The organism is Rhizorhapis sp. SPR117 (assembly GCF_021742065.1).
In genome coordinates, this window is the sequence record NZ_JAKKIE010000046.1 from 1 (window position 1) to 22,969 (window position 22,969).

At 55.3% G+C, this 22,969-nt stretch carries 17 protein-coding genes and 1 pseudogene; 16 read left to right on the top strand and 2 right to left on the bottom strand.

The window, feature by feature from the left end; translation table 11 throughout:
- Nucleotides 1-283: 283 nt before the first annotated feature.
- The gene (locus tag L3X40_RS15945) at nt 284-715 is read right to left on the bottom strand and encodes a transposase (RefSeq protein WP_445177201.1); all 432 of its coding nucleotides are present in this window, start codon (nt 713-715) and stop codon (nt 284-286) included.
- A gap of 274 nt (nt 716-989) precedes the next feature.
- On the opposite strand from L3X40_RS15945, the gene L3X40_RS15950 reads away from it, so the two are divergent.
- The 10 genes from L3X40_RS15950 (at nt 990) to L3X40_RS15995 (ending at nt 16,005) form a co-directional block, all read left to right on the top strand.
- Nucleotides 990-3,395 (top strand): TonB-dependent receptor, encoded by a 2,406-nt coding sequence (locus L3X40_RS15950; RefSeq protein WP_237366468.1) that lies wholly within the window; start codon nt 990-992, stop codon nt 3,393-3,395.
- A 329-nt stretch (nt 3,396-3,724) separates the two neighbouring features.
- Nucleotides 3,725-5,143: an aromatic ring-hydroxylating oxygenase subunit alpha gene (locus tag L3X40_RS15955; RefSeq protein ID WP_237366469.1), complete on the top strand. Its 1,419-nt coding sequence runs from the start codon at nt 3,725-3,727 to the stop codon at nt 5,141-5,143.
- Between the two features lie 48 nt (nt 5,144-5,191).
- Complete coding sequence (locus L3X40_RS15960; protein ID WP_237366470.1) at nt 5,192-6,199, top strand: NADP-dependent oxidoreductase; 1,008 nt, start codon at nt 5,192-5,194, stop codon at nt 6,197-6,199.
- A gap of 188 nt (nt 6,200-6,387) precedes the next feature.
- Complete coding sequence (locus tag L3X40_RS15965; protein WP_237366471.1) at nt 6,388-8,337, top strand: oxidoreductase; 1,950 nt, start codon at nt 6,388-6,390, stop codon at nt 8,335-8,337.
- 287 nt (nt 8,338-8,624) lie between these two features.
- Nucleotides 8,625-10,004 (top strand): aromatic ring-hydroxylating oxygenase subunit alpha, encoded by a 1,380-nt coding sequence (locus tag L3X40_RS15970; protein ID WP_237366472.1) that lies wholly within the window; start codon nt 8,625-8,627, stop codon nt 10,002-10,004.
- On the top strand, nt 10,005-11,237 hold the full coding sequence (locus tag L3X40_RS15975; protein ID WP_237366473.1) for a cytochrome P450: 1,233 nt from the start codon (nt 10,005-10,007) through the stop codon (nt 11,235-11,237).
- 53 nt (nt 11,238-11,290) lie between these two features.
- Nucleotides 11,291-12,472: an acyl-CoA dehydrogenase family protein gene (locus L3X40_RS15980; protein WP_237366474.1), complete on the top strand. Its 1,182-nt coding sequence runs from the start codon at nt 11,291-11,293 to the stop codon at nt 12,470-12,472.
- 34 nt (nt 12,473-12,506) lie between these two features.
- The gene (locus L3X40_RS15985) at nt 12,507-13,256 is read left to right on the top strand and encodes an SDR family NAD(P)-dependent oxidoreductase (protein WP_237366475.1); all 750 of its coding nucleotides are present in this window, start codon (nt 12,507-12,509) and stop codon (nt 13,254-13,256) included.
- Between the two features lie 81 nt (nt 13,257-13,337).
- Entirely contained in the window at nt 13,338-14,888 is a 1,551-nt protein-coding gene (locus L3X40_RS15990) for an AMP-binding protein (RefSeq protein WP_237366476.1), read from the top strand.
- A gap of 145 nt (nt 14,889-15,033) precedes the next feature.
- Nucleotides 15,034-16,005, top strand: coding sequence for a YeiH family protein (locus L3X40_RS15995; protein ID WP_237366477.1), 972 nt, complete (start codon nt 15,034-15,036; stop codon nt 16,003-16,005).
- A 97-nt stretch (nt 16,006-16,102) separates the two neighbouring features.
- On the opposite strand, the gene L3X40_RS16000 is transcribed toward L3X40_RS15995, so the two are convergent.
- Entirely contained in the window at nt 16,103-16,885 is a 783-nt protein-coding gene (locus tag L3X40_RS16000; RefSeq protein ID WP_237366478.1) for a helix-turn-helix transcriptional regulator, read from the bottom strand.
- Nucleotides 16,886-17,230: 345 nt separating this feature from the next.
- Between L3X40_RS16000 and L3X40_RS16005 the strand changes: the two are divergent.
- The 6 genes and pseudogenes from L3X40_RS16005 to L3X40_RS16030 form a co-directional block, all read left to right on the top strand.
- Nucleotides 17,231-17,401 (top strand): annotated as a pseudogene (locus L3X40_RS16005) (transposase); the annotation flags it as partial.
- A 170-nt stretch (nt 17,402-17,571) separates the two neighbouring features.
- A complete protein-coding gene (locus L3X40_RS16010) occupies nt 17,572-17,787 on the top strand; it encodes a transposase (protein ID WP_237366479.1) in 216 nt (71 codons plus the stop codon).
- A 96-nt stretch (nt 17,788-17,883) separates the two neighbouring features.
- On the top strand, nt 17,884-18,309 hold the full coding sequence (locus L3X40_RS16015) for a hypothetical protein (RefSeq protein ID WP_237366480.1): 426 nt from the start codon (nt 17,884-17,886) through the stop codon (nt 18,307-18,309).
- A 263-nt stretch (nt 18,310-18,572) separates the two neighbouring features.
- Nucleotides 18,573-18,995: a hypothetical protein gene (locus L3X40_RS16020; RefSeq protein ID WP_237366481.1), complete on the top strand. Its 423-nt coding sequence runs from the start codon at nt 18,573-18,575 to the stop codon at nt 18,993-18,995.
- Nucleotides 18,996-19,195: 200 nt separating this feature from the next.
- Nucleotides 19,196-21,163 (top strand): oxidoreductase, encoded by a 1,968-nt coding sequence (locus L3X40_RS16025; RefSeq protein WP_237366482.1) that lies wholly within the window; start codon nt 19,196-19,198, stop codon nt 21,161-21,163.
- A gap of 116 nt (nt 21,164-21,279) precedes the next feature.
- On the top strand, nt 21,280-22,842 hold the full coding sequence (locus tag L3X40_RS16030) for an aromatic ring-hydroxylating oxygenase subunit alpha (protein WP_237366483.1): 1,563 nt from the start codon (nt 21,280-21,282) through the stop codon (nt 22,840-22,842).
- Nucleotides 22,843-22,969 lie beyond the last annotated feature (127 nt).

Genomic DNA, 22,969 nt, shown 5'->3' on the forward strand with positions numbered 1-22,969 from the left:
AGCTTGAACTCGCGGCTGAACTTCCTTCTTTGCATTGTGGACCTCCGATAGGTGGAAACACCTTATCTCGGTGTCCACCAAACCGGCAGCAGGCCACGATGCGGTTTCTCAAAGCGTATGCGACGGTGTCGTGCGGAATTGGTTCTTTGCGGTTGGCCTTGGCGGGGATCACCGCGGTTCCACCGCGTGCTTCGTTAGTGCTTCTGATGTGATCGCTGTCACAGCCCCGATCTGCGCAAGAATACGCGAGCGGTCGGTAGGTCATCATCGACCTCGCCGCCGGTTACTTTCGCCCTGACAGGGACGCCGAGAGCTTTGGTAACGAGGTGGATCTTGGAGGTGAAGCCACCTTTTGAACGGCCAGAACCCTGACTTTGAGTCCCCCTTTTGCGCCCGCTGTCAAGTGGTGCGCGCGGATCACGGTGCTGTCGATCATCTGGATGCCATCTGGCACCGCACCATTGCCATTGAGGGCATCGAGCACCAACTCCCACAGCCCCGCCAGGGTCCAACGCCTAATCTGGCGATAGACGCTCGACCACTTGCCAAACTCGTCGGGCAGGTCGCGCCACGCCACGCCTGTGCGAGCAATCCAGAAAATGCCGTCCAGAACACGCCGATGGTCCGAGGCAGGGTGGCCGCCTCGCCCCCGAACCGCCACGAGGAAAGGCCCAAAGAACCCCCACTCGGCATCCTCCCTCAGCAAACGCGCCAAGATAACTTCCGAAAAAGCTATCTTGGAAGCGAAGCTGTGCAAAGCACAATCACATCCTAACCCATTTTATTGTGAATCCAGTTTGTCAACAGGGCCTAGGCAAGCGTTTGATTCTCCGCACCTTCTTGGAGCGGGTCGAAGCCTTGGAGCGGCTCGAAGCGTTTGGATCCCTATCGCTATCACATCTATTAGTTGAATACACCCGCGCTGTTTTCGTAATTGGAGCCGAGCATCAGGCATAATGATGACTAAATAAATGTTCAGTGGAGGTGGTATGATAAAAGTCCTAAAGGCGGCTGGAACCTTAAGTAGCGCATGTTTTGCGGTAAGTCCCTCATTTGCCTATGCCCAAGAAATCCCATCACAAAATCAAGAGAATGCGACTGAAGACGCGCAGGCTGCTTCGGTACCTAACGACCCCACGAAGACCATTGTAGTGACTGCCCGACGCCGGGAGGAAGCGGACATCGACGTACCGCTTGCCATCACGATATTGGACAGTACGCAGATCGCCGCCGCGGCTCCGCGGACGCTCCGCGATTTCGATGGCATGGCCCCGAACCTGATAGTGAACCAGAACCCATCCAATGTCGGCGTGGCCGCAGTGTTCATGCGGGGGCTTGGCTACTCCGATTCCGAGCGCACTCAAAGTCCGGCGGTCGGGATCACTATCGATGGGGTAGCCCTCGGCACCAGCGCCGGCGCGCTCATGGACGCATTCGATGTCGAAAGCGTGGAAATCGACCGCGGTCCACAAGGCATATTATTTGGAAAGAACACGACCGGCGGCGTAGTGAACATCCGACGTTCCCGGCCCTCTGCGGATATGGGGGTAAAGGCCGCCGCAGCCATCGGCAGGTTCGAGGAACGCAGTGCCAACGTAATTTTCAACACCGGCATGTTCCTGAACGACACCACCAGTTTGAAATTGGGTTATAGTCACCGGCAAAATGAAGGGTATTCGCAAAACCTCTACACGGGTGAACTGGAGGGCGGCGAGAATATTGATATGATCCACGCCATGGCACTGTTCGAGCCTACGCCCAATTTCGATGCGCTGTTAGTCTTCGACCGAGTATGGGCAGAAACGACGGGGCAGGGGATACAGCTGGAAAACCCGCTGACGCAAAGCGTATTCGGTATTCCGGGCGATACATATAATGGTCTTGGGCCAAACGAGGTAATTGCCGATTTCCCGAACCGGGGCGAGTTGGACTTCACTCGTCTAAGTCTCGAGATGAACCTCGACCTCGATTGGGTGGAATTGACTTCGATCACCGGCTGGGTCGATGCCCCCGATACGAACGATACCGATTTCGATGCGGGCTGCCCGACGGCTTTGCAGGGCGGAACATGTTCCTTTTTGCCAAATCCGATTTTAGGCACCCTTCATTTGACGCGCACCCTGCCTCTGGAACAGTTTAGCCAGGAGCTGCGCGGTGTTGCGGACATCGACGAGATTTTTGGATCGAGCATCGATGGCGTGCTCACGGCGGGAGCTTATTATTATTGGCACGATGTTGGCAATATTACGATCAACCGTCTTGATTTAAGTGCTCAGGGTCTTTCGCCCAACGAAGCCGTTTCTCGCAGCGTAGCGCAAGAGAAGACGGAGTCGATCAGCGTTTTCGCGGCTGTCGATCTCGACATCACCGATCGATTCTCCGTTTCGGCCGGGCTTCGATATATCGACGAGAGTAAGCGCTTTTCCAGTCAGGTTTTCAATCGCGACCTTACTCAGTCGGAAGTGGTTTTTGATGAGCCTGTATTCGATCCGCAAATTCGTGATCAGCGCAATTCCAGCGATTTATTGACCGCGTTTTCGGCGAGTTATTCCGTCACCCCTGACAACCAAATCTATGTGCGGCGCGCAGAAGGCGTAAGGAGCGGAGGGTTTTCGATCCGCGGCACATTGTCAGAGACTTTCATGGGCCAGCCCAATTTCGTGTCGAACGGCAACTTTCTCGATTTTGATTCCGAAGATGTGACAAGCTACGAAATTGGCTCGAAAAACGTGTTCGCTAATGGTGATGTACGTTTCAACATTGCGGCTTTTACGACCAAGCTTGAAGGTCAACAGGTACCCAGTACGATTGTTACGCTGGATGATAATGGGGGGCCGTTCCTGCTGGGAACCAATACCTATATCCTGAACTATCAGGAAGTGCGGATTCGAGGAATTGAACTCGATGCCTCTGTTCGTGTTTCCGCCATCCCAGGCCTGAGTATCACCGGCGCGCTCGGTATTCTCGATGCCGATGTTAAAGAAGCTGACATCGACAACCGCCTGCTTCCGGTGGGTCCGTTCTCGACAGCAGGCTCTACCGGTACGACGGATTTCTCTGGAACTCCGGTCCGTTATGCCCCTGATTATAATTATTCCATTACTGTTAATCACACCGCGGATCTGACGGATAACTACTCGCTCGAAACCAATTTGTTATGGCGGTATCAGGATGACGTGGTTCTTGATGTGCTAGGTACAGTCGGGGATGTGGAGTCCGGCTACGGCACTTTCAACGCGTCGATGACTTTACGCAGCTTCGATGGATGGTGGATTACCGCCTCGGGGCAGAACCTGTTCGACGAGGATTATCGCACATTTTCGTTTCCGTCGGTATTCTTTCAGACTTGGGGTGCGCCGCGACGTTGGCGACTCGAAGTGGGCATGGAGTTCTAGGAATGAATGAACGGGATCCTTGCCGGATCAAAAGACTGGTTGAGCGCCCGCGGCAATGAAATGCAGTCATAAAGGACCTGGAACTGTCTCCGAGCCGAACTGCATTTTGAACGGCACCTTGATTGGACCTTCGGCACAATCGTTGCTCAAACCATGGCCTGGCATTGAAAAAGGGGGCCATATCTTGTACCTTTCTTCATTATGACGGATTCTTGGGAATTGATAGGCTGCGTCGTAACAAACGCCCGATCGGAGGGTATCGCCCTAGCAATATAACCAGTGGATTCAACGCGGTTCGCAGGTCTACCCTAAGTGTTAACGATCGAAGAATGGCTGACACAAGCCTCTCCAACATCGTAGAGGATAATATGGGCAAATCAGAGAAGACAGTATCGTTTTCGCAGAGCGAACCGCTTGCTGCGGGTGGCATCAAGGGACTTGAGCGTCTTTCCGGCGATTGGGAGCGACTGCTTCCTCCCGAACAATATTATTCCCCGGAGTTCGCGCAGTTGGAGCGCGAGCGCTTCTGGAAGAAGGTGTGGGTAGTTGCCGGCCGGATCGAGGATTTGGAAGAACCGGGAGACTATTTTACGTTCCAGCTTGCCGATCAGTCGCTTCTGATTGTGCGAACGGAGTCGGATAAGCTGCAGGCTTATTATAATGTCTGTCAGCATCGCGGCAACAAGCTGGTGGCCGATGGCGAAGGCAGCCTTCCGGGCGGGTTCACCTGCGCGTTCCATTCCTGGAAGTGGAACCTCGACGGTTCGCTTCGCGAGATAACCGACCGCGAGACGTTCAGGCCGGAAGTGCTATGCGGCAATCTCGACCTTGCGGAGGTGCGTTGCGAAGTATGGGGAGGTTTCGTCTTTGTCTGCCAGAGCCCCGATGCGCCGCCGGTTCACGAGTTTCTGAGCGGAGCGAGGGAGCATGCCGAGCCCTATCGCCTGGAGAACCTGCGGGTAATCACGGATATCGAACTGGACCTGCCAGCGAACTGGAAGACGGGGGTCGATGCGTTCATCGAGACTTACCATCTCCACGCGATCCATCCGCAGATGGCGGATTCGATGGATGATGTGAACATGCAGACCGAACTATACGATTACGGTATGAGCATGACTCAGCATCCCTTCACCACCATCAGTCCGCGCAAGTCGGATCAGGAAACATTGACCGAAGCACAGCGGGCGATGCTGGGTGAGGTCGGGTTGGACCCGGTCGAGTTCGAAGGCCGTGCGCTGGAGGTGCGCGAAGCGATCCAGCAGGCCAAGCGCGCTCTCAAGGAAGCAGCCAAGCTGCATCTGGATAATTTTACAGACGACCAGCTGACCGACGATCAAGCGATTTTCTTCTTCCCCAATCTGGCTTTCAATGCCCATCCGGAAGGCGCATTATTCATGCAGTTCCTGCCGCATGAACGCGACACGGAGCGGATGATTTTCCGTATCCAGATCCTGATCCACCCGATGGAGCAGGACCAGGCGCACCTGATCCCGCTATATATGGGCATTCCCAGAGGTGCGGATGTCTCGTGCAAGGAAAAGCCGGAGAAGCTCTATGCGCTACCTCCTGCGGAAGTATCGCCACTGGGCGAAGTGCTCGGACAGGATGTCGATTTGCTCGATACCGTTCAGAAGGGCCTTCATTCCAATGGCTTCAAAGGTATGCGGCTGTCACAGCAGGAAGTGCGCGTGCGCCATTTCCACGACGAGTTCGAAAGATACATGAACAACGAAAAACCTTGGTGAGCCAGGCAGTCATCCCTTCAGTTCGACCAAATGGCTAGGATACTCCGCATGAAGGCCGCTCAAATTTTTCTCAAGGAACGCCCCGCAGGCGAACCGACCAAAAATAACTTCGATATGCGTGAAGTTGATTTGCCAGAACTTCAAGACGGAGAGGTGCTGGTCGAGAATAAATGGATGTCGGTCGATCCGTACATGCGTCTTTATCTCAGCAGTAAATCGGGCGCTCACGCACCGCTGCCGGAAGGGCACCCTATGACCGGGGGGTGTTGCGGCATCGTCAGCGCATCGCGATGCGCCGACGTTCCTGAAGGCACTGCCGTAGTAAGCGAGGTAAATGGTTGGCGCGATCGTTACGTCGAAAAGGCAGAGAACGTGCGTGTCGTAGATGCGTCCAAAGTGCCGTTGCAGTTACATATCGGCTTGCTCTCGCGAACAGGCGTTACCGCAAGTGCTGGAATGCTTGATATCCTGAAGCCTGGCACTGACGATATTGTTTTCGTATCATCCGCCGCGGGCGGCGTAGGCAGCGTTGCGGTGCAACTGGCCAAAATTGCCGGGGCCAAGGTGATTGGTTCTGCCGGAACTGATGCGAAGGGACAGTGGATCACCAATTCTCTGGGCGTCGATCATTTCATAAATTATCGAACCGAGGACGATCTCGCCGAGGCAATTAGAGCCTGCGCGCCGGACGGGATAACTCGCTATTTCGATAATGTAGGCGGCAACCATCTGGATGCCGCATTGAGCACCCTGCGGCCACGTGGCGTGGTGGCGGCCTGCGGCTCGATCGGGCTTTACAATTCGGGCAATTATCGCGCCGGGCCTCAAAATTATTTCGCGATTATGGAGAAAGGTATTTCGATCCTCGGCTTTAATGCAACGCTTTGGAATCACCGGCGTGCCGAATTTCTCGATTACCTTGAGCAAAATTATCTCAAAGGCGACATTGTCTGGCGAGAACACATCACCGATGGATTAGATCATGCGGTAGATGCGTTTCTCGACGTGCTTACAGGCCAGAATATTGGCAAGGCCTTGGTCAAAATTTCATCATAAAATATCGCGCGTGCCGTTGAATTTCCTTCATCTTTTAAGATCTAGGGCTGACGGGCTGGCCAGATCGGTATCGTAAGAATGGCTATTCGAGGCAAGAATGTCTCACGAGCATACCCCCAAAGGTCGGTCGTCCGTGTTTCTGAAAGATTTACCGGTGTCGCTTGGCGGAACAGAGAGGTCCGAAAACAATGATTAGGCATGCGTTCAATTCGATCGAGATCAACGGCATCGAGATACCAAACCGGATCGTTCGGACTGCACACGGCACCCATTTTGGCCCGGGCCTTTGCGACAAGCTGATTGAATATCATGCAGCGCGGGCGAGAGGCGGAGTAGGACTTACGGTTCTTGAAATCGCGAGCGTCCACCCATCCAGCCCATCACATCTCTGCAATCATGACGATAGTATAATTCGCAGATATGAAAAATTGATGGAAGCCATCCGCCCTCATGGCATGCGGGTTTTCCAGCAGCTTTGGCATAGTGGCCACCATCGCGGTGCGCTGGATGGTTCGCCCCCCTGGTCTGCGTCCGATATTCCGAGCTCCTATATGGGCACGGTACCGATTTCGATGTCCAAGGGGCAGATCGAAGAAATCGTCCAAAGCTTTGCAAATGCGGCAATAAGAGCGAAAAAGGGAGGTATCGACGGGGTAGAGGTGCACGCAGCCCATACCTACCTCGTCCAGCAATTCCTGTCTCCGCTGACGAACAAGCGAGAAGACGAATATGGTGGATCGTTCGAAAATCGAATACGTTTTCTGCAAGAGATACTGGGGGCGATCAGAAGCGGTGCCGGGAATGATTATCCGCTTGGTGTGCGTCTGAGCAATGAGAACACCGAAGGCGGACTTACGCCCGAAGATAATGCAGACATTGCCGAAAACCTTGAACGCGCGGGGCTGATTGATTTCGTAGATGTGTCGATGGGCGGCTACTACTCATTTGCCGAAATGATCGGTGGGATGCACGAGCCAGCCGGGTATGAATTGGAGTACTCGTCCGTAGTAACCCAGAGAGTGACGGTACCTGGTATCGTTACGGGACGGTTCCGCACCATCGAAGAGGCGGATCAGGTCATACATGATGGATTAGCAGATATGGTTGGCATGACACGCGCCCATATCGCGGATCCCGATATCGTGAGGAAAACCCGCGAAGGCCGCGTGGATCAGGTCAGACCGTGCATCGGCTGCAATCACGGCTGCGTAGGACAAGGGCTTATACCGGGCATGGCGATGGGCTGTACCGTCAATCCATACGTCGGGAGGGAGGCGGAGATAGGCGATGAAGCTCTGCCAGTTGCCCAAAGTGAGAAAACGGTATTAATTGTTGGCGGTGGCCCCGCCGGTATGGAGGCAGCTCGAATTGCCGCGCTTCGCGGACACCATGTTATCTTGGCCGAAGCGCAGAAAGAGCTGGGCGGGCAGGTGGCGTTGGCATCGAAAGCACCGGCACGTCACGGGATCAAGGATATCACAGATTGGCTCGAAGCAGAGATTTTTCGTCTGGGAGTCGATGTGCGCCTCAGCACCTTCATGCTTCCCGAGGATATTCGGGATATTGCGCCCGATCATGTCATTGTCGCCACAGGATCCCAGCCCCGGCTTGACGGTATCCAGAAAGGCCTGCCGGGTCGAATTCCAGAAGGGATCAATCTTCCCCATGTCATCTCGTCGGCCGAATTATTAAGCGGTTTCAAAGAGGAGCACGTAAAGCGGGCAGTGGTTCTGGATGATACCGGTCATTATGAAGCCATTGCGGTTGCCGAATTCCTCCTTGCGCGCGGAGTACGGGTCGACTTCGTAACCTGGGCTGCGTCGTTCGCGCCATTGGTAGAGACTTCGCTTTCGTCGACGCCCGCGCTCCGCAGGTTGTACGAGCACGATTTTCACCTTCATCTGCGGACTCACCTCGACATGATTTCGCCGGATAGCGTGCATCTACTCGGCATTGAAAGCGGGCTGCGCGAGGAAATCGAGGCTGATTGTGTGATACTGGTAACGCCAAACCGGGCATTTGATCCGTTTGAGAACGAGGAGGATCTTCCGCCGCTCAGCCTGGTTGGGGACGCCTTTGCTCCGCGTTATCTGCTAAGGGCGATCCATGATGCGAACGCAGCGGCCATGGCTATCTGATCGTAGCTTCGGCATCAAACTTCGGACGAATGGGCTGGAACATCAGCGGCAGAGCTGGGGATCGGCCAAACTGTATTTGAACAAACTGTATTTGAAAAAGCAATCGCAGCCAATCGATGAACCCGCGCGCTATGGCCTGCAGAACGATAAAGCTTATCACTTCTGATAATGGCGAAGCTGGACAGGCGGTTTAGGATGCTTTCCAACCTCTCATCCGACAGCGGGCTCGCGCAACCTGTTAGCCATGGCCTCGCCGTCGACAACGAAGCGGGAACTGTGAGGAGCGTATGGGCAAATCAGAAAAGACAGTATCGTTTTCGCAGAGCGAACCGCTTGCTGCGGGCGGCATCAAGGGACTTGAGCGTCTTTCCGGCGATTGGGAGCGACTGCTTCCTCCCGAACAATATTATTCCCCGGAGTTCGCGCAGTTGGAGCGCGAGCGCTTCTGGAAGAAGGTGTGGGTAGTTGCCGGCCGGATCGAGGATCTGGAAGAACCGGGAGACTATTTTACGTTCCAGCTTGCCGATCAGTCGCTTCTGATTGTGCGAACGGAGGCGGATAAGCTGCAGGCTTATTATAATGTCTGTCAGCATCGCGGCAACAAGCTTGTGGCCGATGGCGAAGGCAGCCTTCCGGGCGGGTTCACCTGCGCGTTCCATTCCTGGAAGTGGAACCTCGACGGTTCGCTTCGCGAGATAACCGACCGCGAGACGTTCAGGCCGGAAGTGCTATGCGGCAATCTCGACCTTGCGGAGGTGCGTTGCGAAGTATGGGGAGGTTTCGTCTTTGTCTGCCAGAGCCCCGATGCGCCGCCGGTTCACGAGTTTCTGAGCGGAGCGAGGGAGCATGCCGAGCCCTATCGCCTGGAGAACCTGCGGGTAATCACGGATATCGAACTGGACCTGCCAGCGAACTGGAAGACGGGGGTCGATGCGTTCATCGAGACTTACCATCTCCACGCGATCCATCCGCAGATGGCGGATTCGATGGATGATGTGAACATGCAGACCGAACTATACGATTACGGTATGAGCATGACTCAGCATCCCTTCACCACCATCAGTCCGCGCAAGTCGGATCAGGAAACATTGACCGAAGCACAGCGGGCGATGCTGGGTGAGGTCGGGTTGGACCCGGTCGAGTTCGAAGGCCGTGCGCTGGAGGTGCGCGAAGCGATCCAGCAGGCCAAGCGCGCTCTCAAGGAAGCAGCCAAGCTGCATCTGGATAATTTTACAGACGACCAGCTGACCGACGATCAAGCGATTTTCTTCTTCCCCAATCTGGCTTTCAATGCCCATCCGGAAGGCGCATTGTTCATGCAGTTCCTGCCGCATGAACGCGACACGGCGCGGATGATTTTCCGTATCCAGATCCTGATCCACCCGATGGAGCAGGACCAGGCGCACCTGATCCCGCTATATATGGGCATTCCCAGAGGTGCGGATGTCTCGTGCAAGGAAAAGCCGGAGAAGCTCTATGCGCTTCCTCCTGCGGAAGAATCGCCACTGGGCGAAGTGCTCGGACAGGATGTCGATTTACTCGATACCGTTCAGAAGGGCCTTCATTCCAATGGTTTCCAAGGTATGCGACTGTCGCAGCAGGAAGTGCGCGTGCGCCATTTCCACGACGAGTTCGAAAGATACATGAACAACGAAAAACCTTGGTAGGTGAAAGAGCTGATGGACAAGAACACTTCGTGCACATTTGATTTCTTCGATCCCGAGTTCCAACAGGACACGCATCCCACGTATGCGCGATTGTTGGAACAATGTCCTTTCTCCAAAGGCAAGGGAGAGCATGATTTCTATGCTGTTTCCCGCTACAAAGATATTGTCTCGATATGCAAGGCGACTGATATGTGGTCGTCGAAATTCGGCCCAGGGCTACGCTATTATTCGCCGGACGAACCACGTGCTTTGGTCAATGTCGATCCACCCGAACATGATGTCGAGGTGCAGATCGTGCGGCGCGCGTTTTCCGGCGCCTATATAAAATCGCTTGAAGACGGGATCCGAGACTATTCACGGGAACTGCTCGCCGATCTGCCAGATAGCGGCGAAATCGATATTCATCGCGCCTATTCGATCCCGATCCCCTTATACGTAATCTGTAAGCTTCTGGGCATAGATTATGCGGATGCCAAAGCGCACGGCTTCGACGATTGGGTTATCAATAATGCGATCTCGACTGTTTACGATCCAGCCGACGAAGAAAAAGCTGCGATCGCCGCCGATGCGCAGAGCGAAATGATCGCATATTTTACGCCGAAGCTTAAGGAATGGTCGGATCGGATTGCTGCCGGAGATGCGGCTCCGGATGAGAACCTCATTACACGGCTTGTAACGGCCGAGCACGAGGGCGTGAAACTTTCGACGAACAAGATCCTCGGCTTTTGCGGTTTCCTGCTTGTGGCGGGAAGCGCAACGACAACCACTGCTATTACGAATCTGGTTTATCGGCTTTTTCGACACCCCGAACAGCGGGCAAAATTGGTGGCGGAGCCCGCTCTGATCGCTCAAGCAGTGGAAGAAGGGCTGCGCTATGACGCCCCGGTTCACGGACTATTCCGGACCAACAATCGCCCGACTAAACTTGGGTCGTACGATCTGGAAGAGAACACGAAGGTTGCCCTGCTATGGGCATCGGGCAACTTGGATCCCGAGTTCATAGATGAACCCGAACTCTTCGATATTTCCCGCGAATTAAAAAGCACCCGCCGCAATCTGACGTTCGGGTATGGCATTCATACGTGTCTGGGGGCTTCGCTTGCCCGGATGGAGATTGCCATCGCTATTGCGGAGCTTCTGGCCAAAATGCCCAATTACGAACTGGTCGGTGAACCGAAGCCGTCGACGCCCGATGTTATGAGCGGCTTCGAGAGCTTGATGATCAAGTGGTGAGATCGAACAGAACCCGTTGATCACATACAGTAATCTGGACTGGACAATTTGAAATGACTCTGAGTCAAAGTGAGAAAGATCTCGTCGAAGAAGCCCGCAAGCTTTCCGTAGATGAGTTCCGTGATGGGGCGGCTGCGGTTGATGAGAGCGAAGAATATCCCTGGGATAATATCAAGCTTCTTGTCAAACACGGTTTCATGGGAATGACGATCCCGACCGAATATGGCGGCAAGGGGGCAAGTTATCTCGATACCGTACTGGTCGTAGAGCAGATCGCTCGCGAGTGTGCAACTACCGCGCGGATCGTCGTCGAGGCCAATATGGGGGCGATCGGTGCCATCATGCGGTATGGGTCCGATGACCTGAAGCGTGATGCCGCTGCGCTTGTTCTGGCCGGTGACAAGCCGGCGATCTGCATTACCGAACCGGGTGCCGGCAGCGACGTTCAGGCTATGGAAACCACCGCAGAACGTGACGGCGACGAGTATATAATCAACGGCACGAAACATTGGATTACAGGCGGCGGCGTTTCGAAGCTGTACCTAATTTTCGCGCATGAAGTTGGCGGAAAAACCGACAGCGGAATTCAGGCGTTTGCGGTGCTGGGCGATCCAGATTATCCTGGCCTCGAAATCGGCGACCGCGAACCGACCATGGGCTTGCGGGGGATACCGGAGCGCGTTCTGCGCTTCAATAAAATGCGAGTGCCGGCTTCCCACAAGCTCGAGGTCTCTGGCGCCGATGCGCGCGGTGCGCTGGCCGGACTTATGGAAGCGTACAACGCGCAACGCATCGGCGCGGCGACCGTTGCTCTCGGGATCGCTTCGAGCGCGCTCGACCTGGCCTGCGAATATGCCCTTCATCGGCGCCAGTTCGGGAAATCCCTGTCTGAGTTTCAGGGTATTAAATGGATGATCGCGGATATGGACAACAAAGTTGCGATTTCGCGCAGCCTGATCCATGCGGCTGCATCGGCAGGTAGCGGTTTCCCCGACCGTGTGATGGCTGCACGCGCAAAGCTGTTCACCGCTGAGGCGGCGATAGAGGTGGCCAGCAACGCATTGCAGATATTCGGCGCTCGCGGTTATTCGCGCCGCTTGCCGATAGAACGCATGAACCGCGATGTGCGGATGTTCACTATTGGCGGAGGTACCGCTCAGATCATGCGCGAGATCATCGGCGAGCAGCGATTGCGTGCGGAGAACGGTAACCGGCTCGAAAATCTGCCCGTATAATCCGAATTGTTATTGTCAAAGTTAGGGGTCACAAGTGGATATTACAGGAAAAACTGCCCTGATTACGGGGGCGGCTTCGGGTATCGGTCTTGCTGCAGCTCATCAGCTTGTCCAGCGCCGCATTGGCCGTCTGATGCTGGCGGATCTCAATGAAGCAGCATTCGAACATATTCGGCAAGATTTGAAGACCGAGGAAAATCAGGAAATCGAGTGCCGCCGCGTCGATGTGTCTAAAGTCGGAGAGATCGCCGGGCTATACGATCGGCTGAATTCCCGCTTCGGAGCTCCTGACATCGTATTCAATTGCGCCGGGATCGTTACGGGCGCACCCGGGTTTCCCGACGTGTCAGTCGAACACATCGAAAAAGTCATTTCCGTCAACCTGGTATCGGCTGCGGTTTCGACGAAACTGGCGGTTGATGCGATGAAGGCATCGGGCGGCGGGGTGATCGTCAACATGGGCTCGACCGGGGCGTTCAATCCCAATTTACCGCAGGCGCCTTATTCCGCAGCGAAGGCCGGCATCGTAATGTTGTCGCAATCGTGCAAGGCGTTGCATGGTGAATACGGAATTCGGGTCAACGCCCTATGTCCCGGAATTACGGAAACTGCGATCCTCGATGCGACAGGCGACGGTCAGCGACCGGATTGGTTGCATGAATTGATGAAATCGAAAAAAATCTGGAGCGCCCAGGAGATGGCAGAGCAATTTGTCCTGCTATGCGAAGATGACAGTGTGGGCGGCGAATACAGGGTGTTCGAAAATCCGGAGCTTCCGAAATGATCTGCTTGGATCAGTTCGGCACCAACGTGTCGTCCCATACTCGCATTCATATTGCCACGTTCAGTTGGGAAGATCGTAACCATGTCGCGGATTATTGAAGAATTGGCGAAGGCAATGCCGGACGGCCTTGCGCTGGCCGACGAGCGGATGATTTTGAGTTGGACAGAATTTAGAGATAAGCTCGATGAAGCAACACGCGCATTATCGGCTCTCGATCTCGAGCCCGAAGAACGCGTCGCGGTTTTCGCGCGCAACAGCGCCGAGAACGTGCTGGTTTACCAAGCTGCGTTGCATGCCGGCATATCGAGCGTACCTGTCAGCGCCCATCTCACCGTGGATGAGGTTGCCTATATTCTGGAGAACAGCAACAGCCGGGTGATCTTTGCGGGTCCGGAAACTGCCGAGATGGCCGTGGCTGCCGCTAAACGCGTTGGTACGCCGCAGGTGATCGCATGGCGGACTGCGGCGGGGGTCGGTATGCAGGATTGGGCGGAGTTTCTTAAGTCGCCGGGCAAGGGTAGCGTTCCCGTAGACGTAGTTCCCCGCCCGCAGCTACATTATACATCCGGCACAACCGGACGGCCCAAGGGGGTGGAGACACCGCCCGCATTGTTCCCCGCCGGCGGCGGTCTCGATAATTTCTTCGAGGCCATTCGCAACAGCGGCAGGGTGGTGGGAGACCCGGCCATCGCACTCATCGTGAGCCCAATGTACCATACCGGGCCGTTGATCAGTGTGCGTGCGCTGGGCGCTGGACTTGCGCTGGTGGTAATGTCGAAGTTCGATGCTGAAGCGGTGCTCAAGACCATCGAAACCCAAAAAATCAGCACCGTGCTGATGGTTCCTACCCATTTCACCCGTTTGCTGGCCTTGCCCGACGAGGTTCGCGGGAAATACGACTTATCCAGCCTTCAGGAAGTGCTCCATACGGGGGCTCCGTGTCCGCGCGATGTGAAGCGGAAGATGATTGATTGGTTCGGCCCGATACTTTTCGAAGCATATGGTGCCACAGAATCGGGTACGACCAACATGATCAGCTCGTCAGAATGGCTTGAGCGACCAGGCTCGGTCGGCAAGACCATACTGCCTTTCGAGCCTATTGTGCTGGACGAGAGTGGCGAACCGCTGGGGACGAACGAAGTAGGGGTGCTCTATTTTCGAGATACCAGCGGGCGTGGTGTGATCTATCATCAGGATGCCGAAAAGACCCGCAGCGTTCACCACGCACCCGGTGTATTTACTCTGGGTGATATGGGCTATGTCGACGATGAAGGGTATGTTTTCATAACCGACCGCATTTCAGATATGATCATCAGCGGCGGCGTCAATATTTATCCTGCGGAGGTTGAGGAAGTGCTTGGCAGCCACCCCTTGGTCGACGATGTGGCAGTTATAGGTACGCCGAACGACGAGATGGGTGAGGAAGTCAAGGCGCTTGTAGTGCCGTTGGACCCGGAAAATCCGCCGGATGCGGACGCGCTCGAAAAGTTCTGCCGCGAGCGGCTGGCCGGTTATAAACGGCCTCGGTCATTTGATATTGTCGAAACTATCGGACGCAATGCGTTGGGCAAGATCAACAAACGCGAATTGCGCAAGAAATACTGGCCGGACGACCGGACCATAGGGGGATAAACCCAATGCAACCGATTGCGTGGACGCGCCTTTATGGCGCGACGTTTCCTCATGCGCCGACGCCGCGCTCTCATGTTACGATTATCGGCAGAGCGAGGGGCCGATGATGATAAAACAACGCGTCCAGTCTGCCCGTGATTCTCTCGTGAGCAACTATCCCGGCGTAGTCATTTGCGCGGTGGCTGGCATTAGCGCGGAAGCCATCAGTCGTCATTATGGTGCCCCGGCCATGCTGATAGCCATGCTGATTGGTCTTGCGATCCACTTTATCTATGATCTGGGGGCTGCCCGGGCCGGGATCGAGTGGACCAGCCAGCGCATCCTTCGTTTCGGCGTGGCATTGTTGGGCCTCAGGATCGCGCTGTCCGATATAGTCTCAATTGGACTGGTTCCACTTCTCCTCGTCCTTGCAGCTATGGCGGTGACTATGCTGACAGCAGTAGTGGGCGCGCGTGCGCTGGGCCTAACACGCGAATTCGCTGCGCTCAGTGGCGGTTCCGTCGCGGTTTGTGGCGCCTCAGCCGCAGCCGCAGTGGCTAGTGTGCTGCCGCCGAAGAAGGAAACCGAGCATCAATTGGCGGTGGTGATCGCGGTGGTGACGGTGCTCGCCACAATGGCAATGATTTTCTACCCGCTCGTGGTTAGCGCGCTGGAACTGACACCTGAGGACAAAGGGGTGGTGCTGGGTGGGACGATCCATGACGTCGCGCAAGTGGTAGCGGCGGGTAAGGCCATTTCCCCAAAAGTCGGCGAACTGGCGACTTTCGTGAAGCTTACGCGTGTCACCATTCTCCTTCCAATCGTGATGGGTGTCTATTTCTGGCTGGGACGAAGCGTGGCCCGAAAAAAGGGCGAGAAGATTCAATATGTTCCCGGCTTTCTTGTCGCCTTCTTCCTATTTGCGGCCGCAAACAGCAGCGATCTGGTTCCATCGGTGGTTAGCGTCTGGGGATCGACTATCTCCCACTATTTTCTGGTCGTCGCTATCACTGCAATCGGCATCAAGACAAATCTGAAAAGCGTGCTGGGTGTTGGCTGGCGGCCTCTGGCGCTGATCGTTTTGGAAACGGTCGTCATGTTCGCAGTCGTGCTTGGCGGCGTACTGGCAATGTACTGAATGGCACAACCCACGACATTGAACTCGCTAAAACTCTGCGTAGCTGAGGCCGCTACAGGTGCATATCCCCTCGAATTTGATCAACCGGCTGGTGCACTTAAGGCAGGTAACCTAGTTGGGCTGCCCTCGCGAGGGTTTGGGCGCGGCCAACGGTGTTCAGTTTTTCGCCCGCACGTGTGATATGATATCGAACTGTGGCGTGACTGCGATATAGGATATCGGCAATCTCCTGGTCAGTCTTTCCGCGCGCTGCCCATACAAGGCAACATACTTCGTGCCTGGATAAGGATTTCTCGTGGAACAGAAAACCGTCCTTATGGATCGCCGCATGATAACTTCTGACGAATTTGCGAATAGCTTGGGCTAAAACGTCGACATGATCATTGAACACAGCTTCCAGATCGGTTTTTTTTGGATCAAGCGGAACGAGGCAGCTAGCTGAAACCTTTCCCATCGCCAGATGTTTGGGGACCAGGATGGCGGATTGGAAGCTTTGCTCCTTTTCGAAATAAGGACTGGTATCGATCGAATCGAAATGTTCGTTAGGCCATGGGGAAAAGAATCCCCGGCTGTTGCACCAGAAGGGCTCGCTTTCGTAGCGACAAGCCTCGGGAAGTGGGGATTCCAATGCAAGACTGCGATTTTCCCACCATTTTTCACCAACACCCGTCCAACCGAATACGTCTGCGTTCAGGCAATTGCCTTCCTCGTCCATAAGTTGCTCGGGAGAGGAAATATCGTGCCAGATAGCAACTCTCAGGGAATAGCTCTCGACGAAACTATGCAGCGCCTGTGCAGCAGGCCGAATTTCACTCGAATTCACAAAGGTAACGCGATCAAAAATCGAGCCTAGTTGGATCTCACGCCGTGACTGATGCACTGAATATTCCTCAAGCGGTTAACTCCGAAATTTAATCGGGTGGCCTCAATCGTCGGATTGACACCCAGAGTTGCCGCTGAATTTTCGCGCCTTACGATGATTTGCTGTGTAAAGCGGTGATGGCCTACGCACCCGATACGTATGCATCGAAATAGTTGCGCTGACAAGGGTTTTCAACCGGTTCGAGTGGACCCTATCGGAGTTCGGCCGTTCCGTCTCAGGCAGGGAAGGCCTTCGGAAATGGCCTGCTGCTGGTATCGTGAGCAACCGCCCTAGGCCGTGTTGACAAAACGGATCCCCAGAGGGTCCGTGCTCTGATTCAACACTGCTTTTTGAGGAGCAGTCATGGGCCGCGGGGATTTGTCGGATGCGGAGTGGGCACTGAACGGGCCGCTGTTACCGCCCGCTGGTCGCCATGCCCGACCAGCGGGCGGTAATCGGCGCTTCATCAGTGGCATGCTCCACGTGTTGCGGGTTGGGTGTCCCTGGCACAAAATGCGTGAGCGATACGGTAAGTGGAACTCAGTGTATGTCCGGTCCCGGCGCTGGGCAGAACAAGGTGTCGGGGATGCGCTCCTGCAAACACTGGCTAATCTGGGACTTACCGATGATTGGCAGCACATGATCGACAGCACCAGCGGTCGCGGCCACGTCTCGGCAGCGGGCGGAAAAGGGGGCTTGTGCGAATGCTTTTGGTCGATCACGCGGCGAACCGCAAGGCGCCCGGACATCCCGACTATCGCCGTTATCGGGACCGCAACCATGTCGAGCGCATGTTCGGCAAGACCAAGCAGCAACGTCGTATCGCTACCCGCTACGACAAGACCGTGCTCTCCTGCGAAAGCTTCCTCGATCTCGCCGCCACGCGCCTGTGGTTGAAGTCTTCTGTCAACACGGCCTAGCTTTTTCGATAGTTTCAGAGAATGCCCTCTTATGCATATATAATGGTGAAGCCTATCGTAGAGTAGGGCCAGTCATAATTGTAGGGAGAAGGCATTATGCACGAGAGTACCGGTGCACGAATGGCATTTCGCTTGGTGCTTTTCGCGAGCGCCTCTGTCTTGGTGGTTGGCCATGCCCATGCCCAAGAGGTTCCATCTGTAAATGAACCGGTGCAGTCGGAGGTGCGGGGGCCTTCACAGCAGAATCCAGCGGTGCCTCCGCCGACCGCAGATGCGGACGATAACGTGATCGTCGTCACCGCAGCGAAGCGGACCCAGCAGATTTCGGATGTCCCGCTCAGCATAACCGCCGCCTCGGATGTGCAGCTTGAGCAAGCGGGTGTGACCGGTGTGGAAGAATTGGCGAGCGTCGTTCCCGGCTTCAATTCGGGGAAGACGTTCGGTGGATTTCCGATTTTCTCGCTACGCGGCATCAACTTTAACTCCGCGCAACTTTCCGCATCGCCTGCGGTTAGCGTGTAGCTTGACGAAGCTCCCCTGCCCTACTCGGCGATGACCGCCGGCGCGATAATGGACTTGGCTCAGGTCGAAGTCGTAAAGGGACCGCAGGGGACGCTCTTCGGCCAGAACACGACGGGGGGATCCATTAATATCATTCCAGCTGCGCCAACTGACTACCTGAGCGGGGGGGGGGTCGGTTGGAGGTCGATCATTTTGGCGGGGTCCAGAGGCGGGCACTGATAATCGACGACACTGGTCATTACGATGCGATCGCTGCGGCAGACGTGCTGTTTGAAAAGGGCTTTGCGGTCGACTGGATTACACGCTTCGATTCCTTTTCCCATATGCTCCAAGGGGCGCTGGTGTCCGAACCGGCATTGCGACGGTTCGCTCAGCGGGAATTCAATTTTTACCCGCGCCATGAGGTGCGCCGCGTCACGCCTGACAGTGCGACAATTGGCAGCATTGATGGGGGCCCAGACAGGGAAATCATCGTTGGCCTTGTTGTCGCTAATCTCAATCCCGTGCCGAACAGGGAACTGTGGCACGCTTTGCAGGACGAGGACATTTCACTTTTTCTGGTGGGTGACGCCCAAGTTAACGGATTTTTGCCAGGAGCCATTGCCCAAGGACGCGCGGCTGCGCTTGCGATCGGTCGAGACAGGGCTAATTCGATTGAAGCGCGGTATGAATCTTATTTCCAGTGATTGATATGCAATGGACGAGGTAGTCGAATGAAGACCCGCTGGAAAACAAGGGGGTAAACATGTCGATCAGCTTCGAGCCGTGGGCAGTCCTCAGTTCGAAGCCTGGAGGTTTTGTGAATGGTCGCAATCCGCAGCAGCGATGACTGCCAAGTCATCGCTTTTTTTCCATCTTCAATTATTTTGCGTGAACAGAGGTAATTATGAGTTTGAAACGCATTTTCGAACCCTTGTCAATCAACTCGATTGAACTGCCGAACCGGATCGTCCGTACGGCCCATGGCACGGGCTTCGCACCAGACGGGCTGATTAGCGATCTGCTCATCAATTATCATCTCGACCGCGCGCACGGGGGTGCAGGTCTTTCGTTCCTCGAGATCGTTGCAGTTCATCCAAGCACCAATGGGCGGTTGATGGGCTACGATCCGAAGATCGTAGATGGCTACAAACGTCTCATCGAACGCATAGAGCCTACCGGAATGCGGGTAATGCAACAGCTTTGGCACGGTGGTTCGCAGGTTCAGCCTCTCGATGGTGGTCCACCTTGGGCGCCATCGCCAGTGGTTGGTCTATTCGCCGACCAGGTACCTATTGAAATGAGCCGGGCACAAATTGCCGAGATAACCGAGTGCTTCGCGGCTTCGGCGGCGCGGTGCGAGGAAGGCGGCTTGCACGGGGCGCAGATCCACGCTGCTCATGGGTTTCTTATCCAACAGTTCCTTTCGCCTCTCACGAACCACAGGGAGGATGAATACGGGGGCAGTTTCGAGAACCGCGTGCGTTTCCTCGTCGAGATTGTCGCGGCCGTTCGCGGCGCCGTTTCATCCGGCTTCCCGATCGGGATACGGATCGGTCCCGAGATGACGCCCGGCGGAATCGACGCGGTCGAAACTGCGAAGCTGGTGGAGTATCTCCAAGCCAGGTGCGGGGTCGATTTCTTCGACGTTTCTATGGGCGGCTTTTACAACTTCCCAAAAGTGATCGGCGCGATGCACGAGCCCGCTGGCTATATGCTGCCGACTATTCGTCCCGTGCTGGATGCAACGCGAATTCCAACTATCGCTACAGGGCGTATTCGCACGCTCGAGGAGGCGGAGCAGGTCCTCAAGGATGAAGCGGTCGATCTGGTCGGAATGACACGCGCCCATATCGCCGATCCACGCATAGTGCAGAAAACCCTTGCAGGAACGCCGATGAAGGTCAGGCCCTGCGTGGGCGCCAATGTCTGCGCCCGGTCCGTTCTGGAAGACAGGCCGCTCTGGCTGAAGTGCGCGGTCAACCCCTGGGTCGGACGCGAGACTGGCGGCACGGAAGAAGAGTTGGTTGGTAAAGCTGCCGAGAGGAAGAAAGTGCTAGTCGTTGGAGGCGGTCCCGCAGGGTGCGAGGCAGCGGCGACGGCGGCGCTGCGCGGGCATAACGTGATCCTGTGCGAGGCTGCGCCTTACCTCGGCGGTCGCCTGTTCTATGCCAAGCTTGCCCCTACGCGCCAGTCCTTCGGCGACTTCATCGCATGGCAGGAAGATCGACTATATGAACTGGAGGTCGATGTGCGGCTCAATACCTATGTCGAAGTCGATGACATCAGCACGATCGATCCCGACGTAGTCATCATGGCCACAGGGGGGCGGGATCGGGAAGATTTAAGCCTAGTTGCCGTTCCGGGCAACAAGCTTGAGATCGAGGAGGGGGCACGTGTTCTCGACAGTCTTGAGGTATTTCAGGACCGTGCGGGCTTTGCAGGGCAGTCCGTGCTGGTTTACGATGAAACGGGGGACCATGAGGCGGTGTCCGTTGCCGAGTTCCTTTTACAGGAAGGCGCTACCGTCACTTTTGTGACGCGGCATAAGACATTCGCTCCACGACTGCAGCAGATGCTACTGGACGAACCGGCTCTGCAACGCCTCAATGCAACAGGGAATTTTACCCTCGAACTCCATGCTTATCCGCTGGCGATCACGGCTGAGCAAATCACGATCGCCAATCTTGGTGGACGGCGGGATTTCCAAATACGGACTGATGCGGCGGTTCTGGTCCGTTATCGCGAGCCGAGCCCAAAATTGGATCTCGGAATGGCCAAGAGCATCGAAATAAAAAATGTAGGGGATGCCTTTGCACCTCGGGATCTGCATGCATCGGTGATGGAAGGAGCGGCCGCAGGGGCGGGCATTTAGGCTCGTCCCGTATGTCCGCAAACGCACCGCCGCATGTTCGACTCTTATCATTATAGTCAGTTTAAAATGGCCGCATGTCTGTGGTTAAAGGGCCCCCAGCGGAAAGGACGATTTTGATGGCTGACAATCCGAGAGTGCCTGAAATTAAGCGTGGGCCAACCTACCGAGAGGTAACTTCGGGGGACAAGGTCGCACCGCCGGAGATCTACCTGGAGGAGATGCCTTATCGTCCCGGGAACTTGAAGGTTCCGGCCGAGATATTTTTTTCGCGCGAGCAACATCAGCTTGAAGTCGACCGGCTATGGAGCCGGGTCTGGCAATTGGCCTGTCATGAGGATGACATCCCCAACCCTGGCGATGTTCATGTGTACGATATCGCCGGTCAGCAGTTTCTGATCGTACGGGACCGTTCGAACAAAGTGCGGGCGTACCGAAATTCCTGTCGGCATCGTGGCCGTCTCTTATGCGATGGCGATCGCAAGGGACTGCGTGCGTTGCGTTGCCCCTTTCATGGCTGGACCTGGAACTTGGAAGGGAAAGTTCTGTACATGCCATGCGAATGGGATTTCCCCGATATCGACAAGGGTGATTATTCGCTCAATGAAGCGAAAGTTGGCCATTGGGGCGGATTTGTTTTCATCAATCCGGACTTGGAGGCGGAGCCACTTGCCGATTTCCTAGGGGATATCGACCGCCATTTCGGTGTGCCATTCGAGCAGCGCTTTAAAGCTGCGCATGTCGTGAAGCGCCTGCCCTGTAACTGGAAGGTCGCACAGGAAGCTTTCATGGAAAGCTATCACGTGGCGGCGACGCATCCCGAGCTACTTCCAACCTTTTCGGATACAAATTCCAAATACGACGTTTTCGGAAATGTTTCCCGGGCGATTTCCTTTATCGGTCAACCCAGCCCCTATACCGGACAGGATACGCCCACCAGTTCTGCGTTTCCGGACGGAAAGCTATTCACCAGTCACAAGCATTCGCTGACAGGTGATGTCTATCGTCGCATCGAAGAAAACCGGGTGGAGGTTACCAGCTCAAGCGGTTCGACGGGCGTGTTCGATATGCACGGCCGGCATCTTGAGGGCGATTATAACGGCGCCGAGGCTCATCTATGTAATTGGGTGGGTGGAAAAATAGTTGCGGGCGAAGAAGAAACGCCGATGGCGTTTACAGACCCCACCGCTTCGGCATTCCGGCAGAGGGAGGCAGACCAAAGACGCGAAGAACTGCGCCCGCAGTTTGGTTCGAAAGTAGATGAGATAGCCGATACGGATCTCGTCGATCCGATTTTTTACAGCGTCTTTCCGAATATCTCTCCTTGGGCAGACTTCAATCCTATTTTCTATCGGTTCAGGCCCGACGGTGATAATCCTGAACAATGTTTTCATGAGATAATGTATATGGTCGCCCTTCCCGAGGGTGCACCGCGACCGGAGCCGGCCGAGTGCCAGTTCCTGGACCTGGACGACGATTATACGCAGGCTCCTCAACTCGGGACCTATCTTGCCAAAATATTCAATCAGGATTTTCTGAACATGCGCGCCATCCAGCAGGGGCTGCACAATGCACCTGACGGTATGGTCACCTATTCGAGTTATCAGGAAACGAAAATTCGCCATTTCCACGATACACTCTCAAAATGGCTCGAAAAAGACGTGCCAAGGAGCAATAGTTGATCGTGGCTGGTAGAATATCCGAAAGAAATTCGTTGAAGGTAGGCCTTGATATCTTTTCAATTTTCTCGAAATATAAGAGACTTATGTCGGCTATTTCCTTGCCTGGTCTCTTATTAAGCGACCACCG

Excerpts from the sequence above, each read along its gene's own strand:
- L3X40_RS15950 (WP_237366468.1), top strand. The coding sequence starts at position 990 with ATGATAAAAGTCCTAAAGGCGGCTGGAACCTTAAGTAGCGCATGTTTT.
- L3X40_RS15955 (WP_237366469.1), top strand. The coding sequence starts at position 3,725 with ATGGCTGACACAAGCCTCTCCAACATCGTAGAGGATAATATGGGCAAA.
- L3X40_RS15960 (WP_237366470.1), top strand. The coding sequence starts at position 5,192 with ATGAAGGCCGCTCAAATTTTTCTCAAGGAACGCCCCGCAGGCGAACCG.
- L3X40_RS15965 (WP_237366471.1), top strand. The coding sequence starts at position 6,388 with ATGATTAGGCATGCGTTCAATTCGATCGAGATCAACGGCATCGAGATA.
- L3X40_RS15970 (WP_237366472.1), top strand. The coding sequence starts at position 8,625 with ATGGGCAAATCAGAAAAGACAGTATCGTTTTCGCAGAGCGAACCGCTT.
- L3X40_RS15980 (WP_237366474.1), top strand. The coding sequence starts at position 11,291 with ATGACTCTGAGTCAAAGTGAGAAAGATCTCGTCGAAGAAGCCCGCAAG.
- L3X40_RS15990 (WP_237366476.1), top strand. The coding sequence starts at position 13,338 with ATGTCGCGGATTATTGAAGAATTGGCGAAGGCAATGCCGGACGGCCTT.
- L3X40_RS16010 (WP_237366479.1), top strand. The coding sequence starts at position 17,572 with ATGCTTTTGGTCGATCACGCGGCGAACCGCAAGGCGCCCGGACATCCC.
- L3X40_RS16015 (WP_237366480.1), top strand. The coding sequence starts at position 17,884 with ATGCACGAGAGTACCGGTGCACGAATGGCATTTCGCTTGGTGCTTTTC.
- L3X40_RS16025 (WP_237366482.1), top strand. The coding sequence starts at position 19,196 with ATGAGTTTGAAACGCATTTTCGAACCCTTGTCAATCAACTCGATTGAA.
- L3X40_RS16030 (WP_237366483.1), top strand. The coding sequence starts at position 21,280 with ATGGCTGACAATCCGAGAGTGCCTGAAATTAAGCGTGGGCCAACCTAC.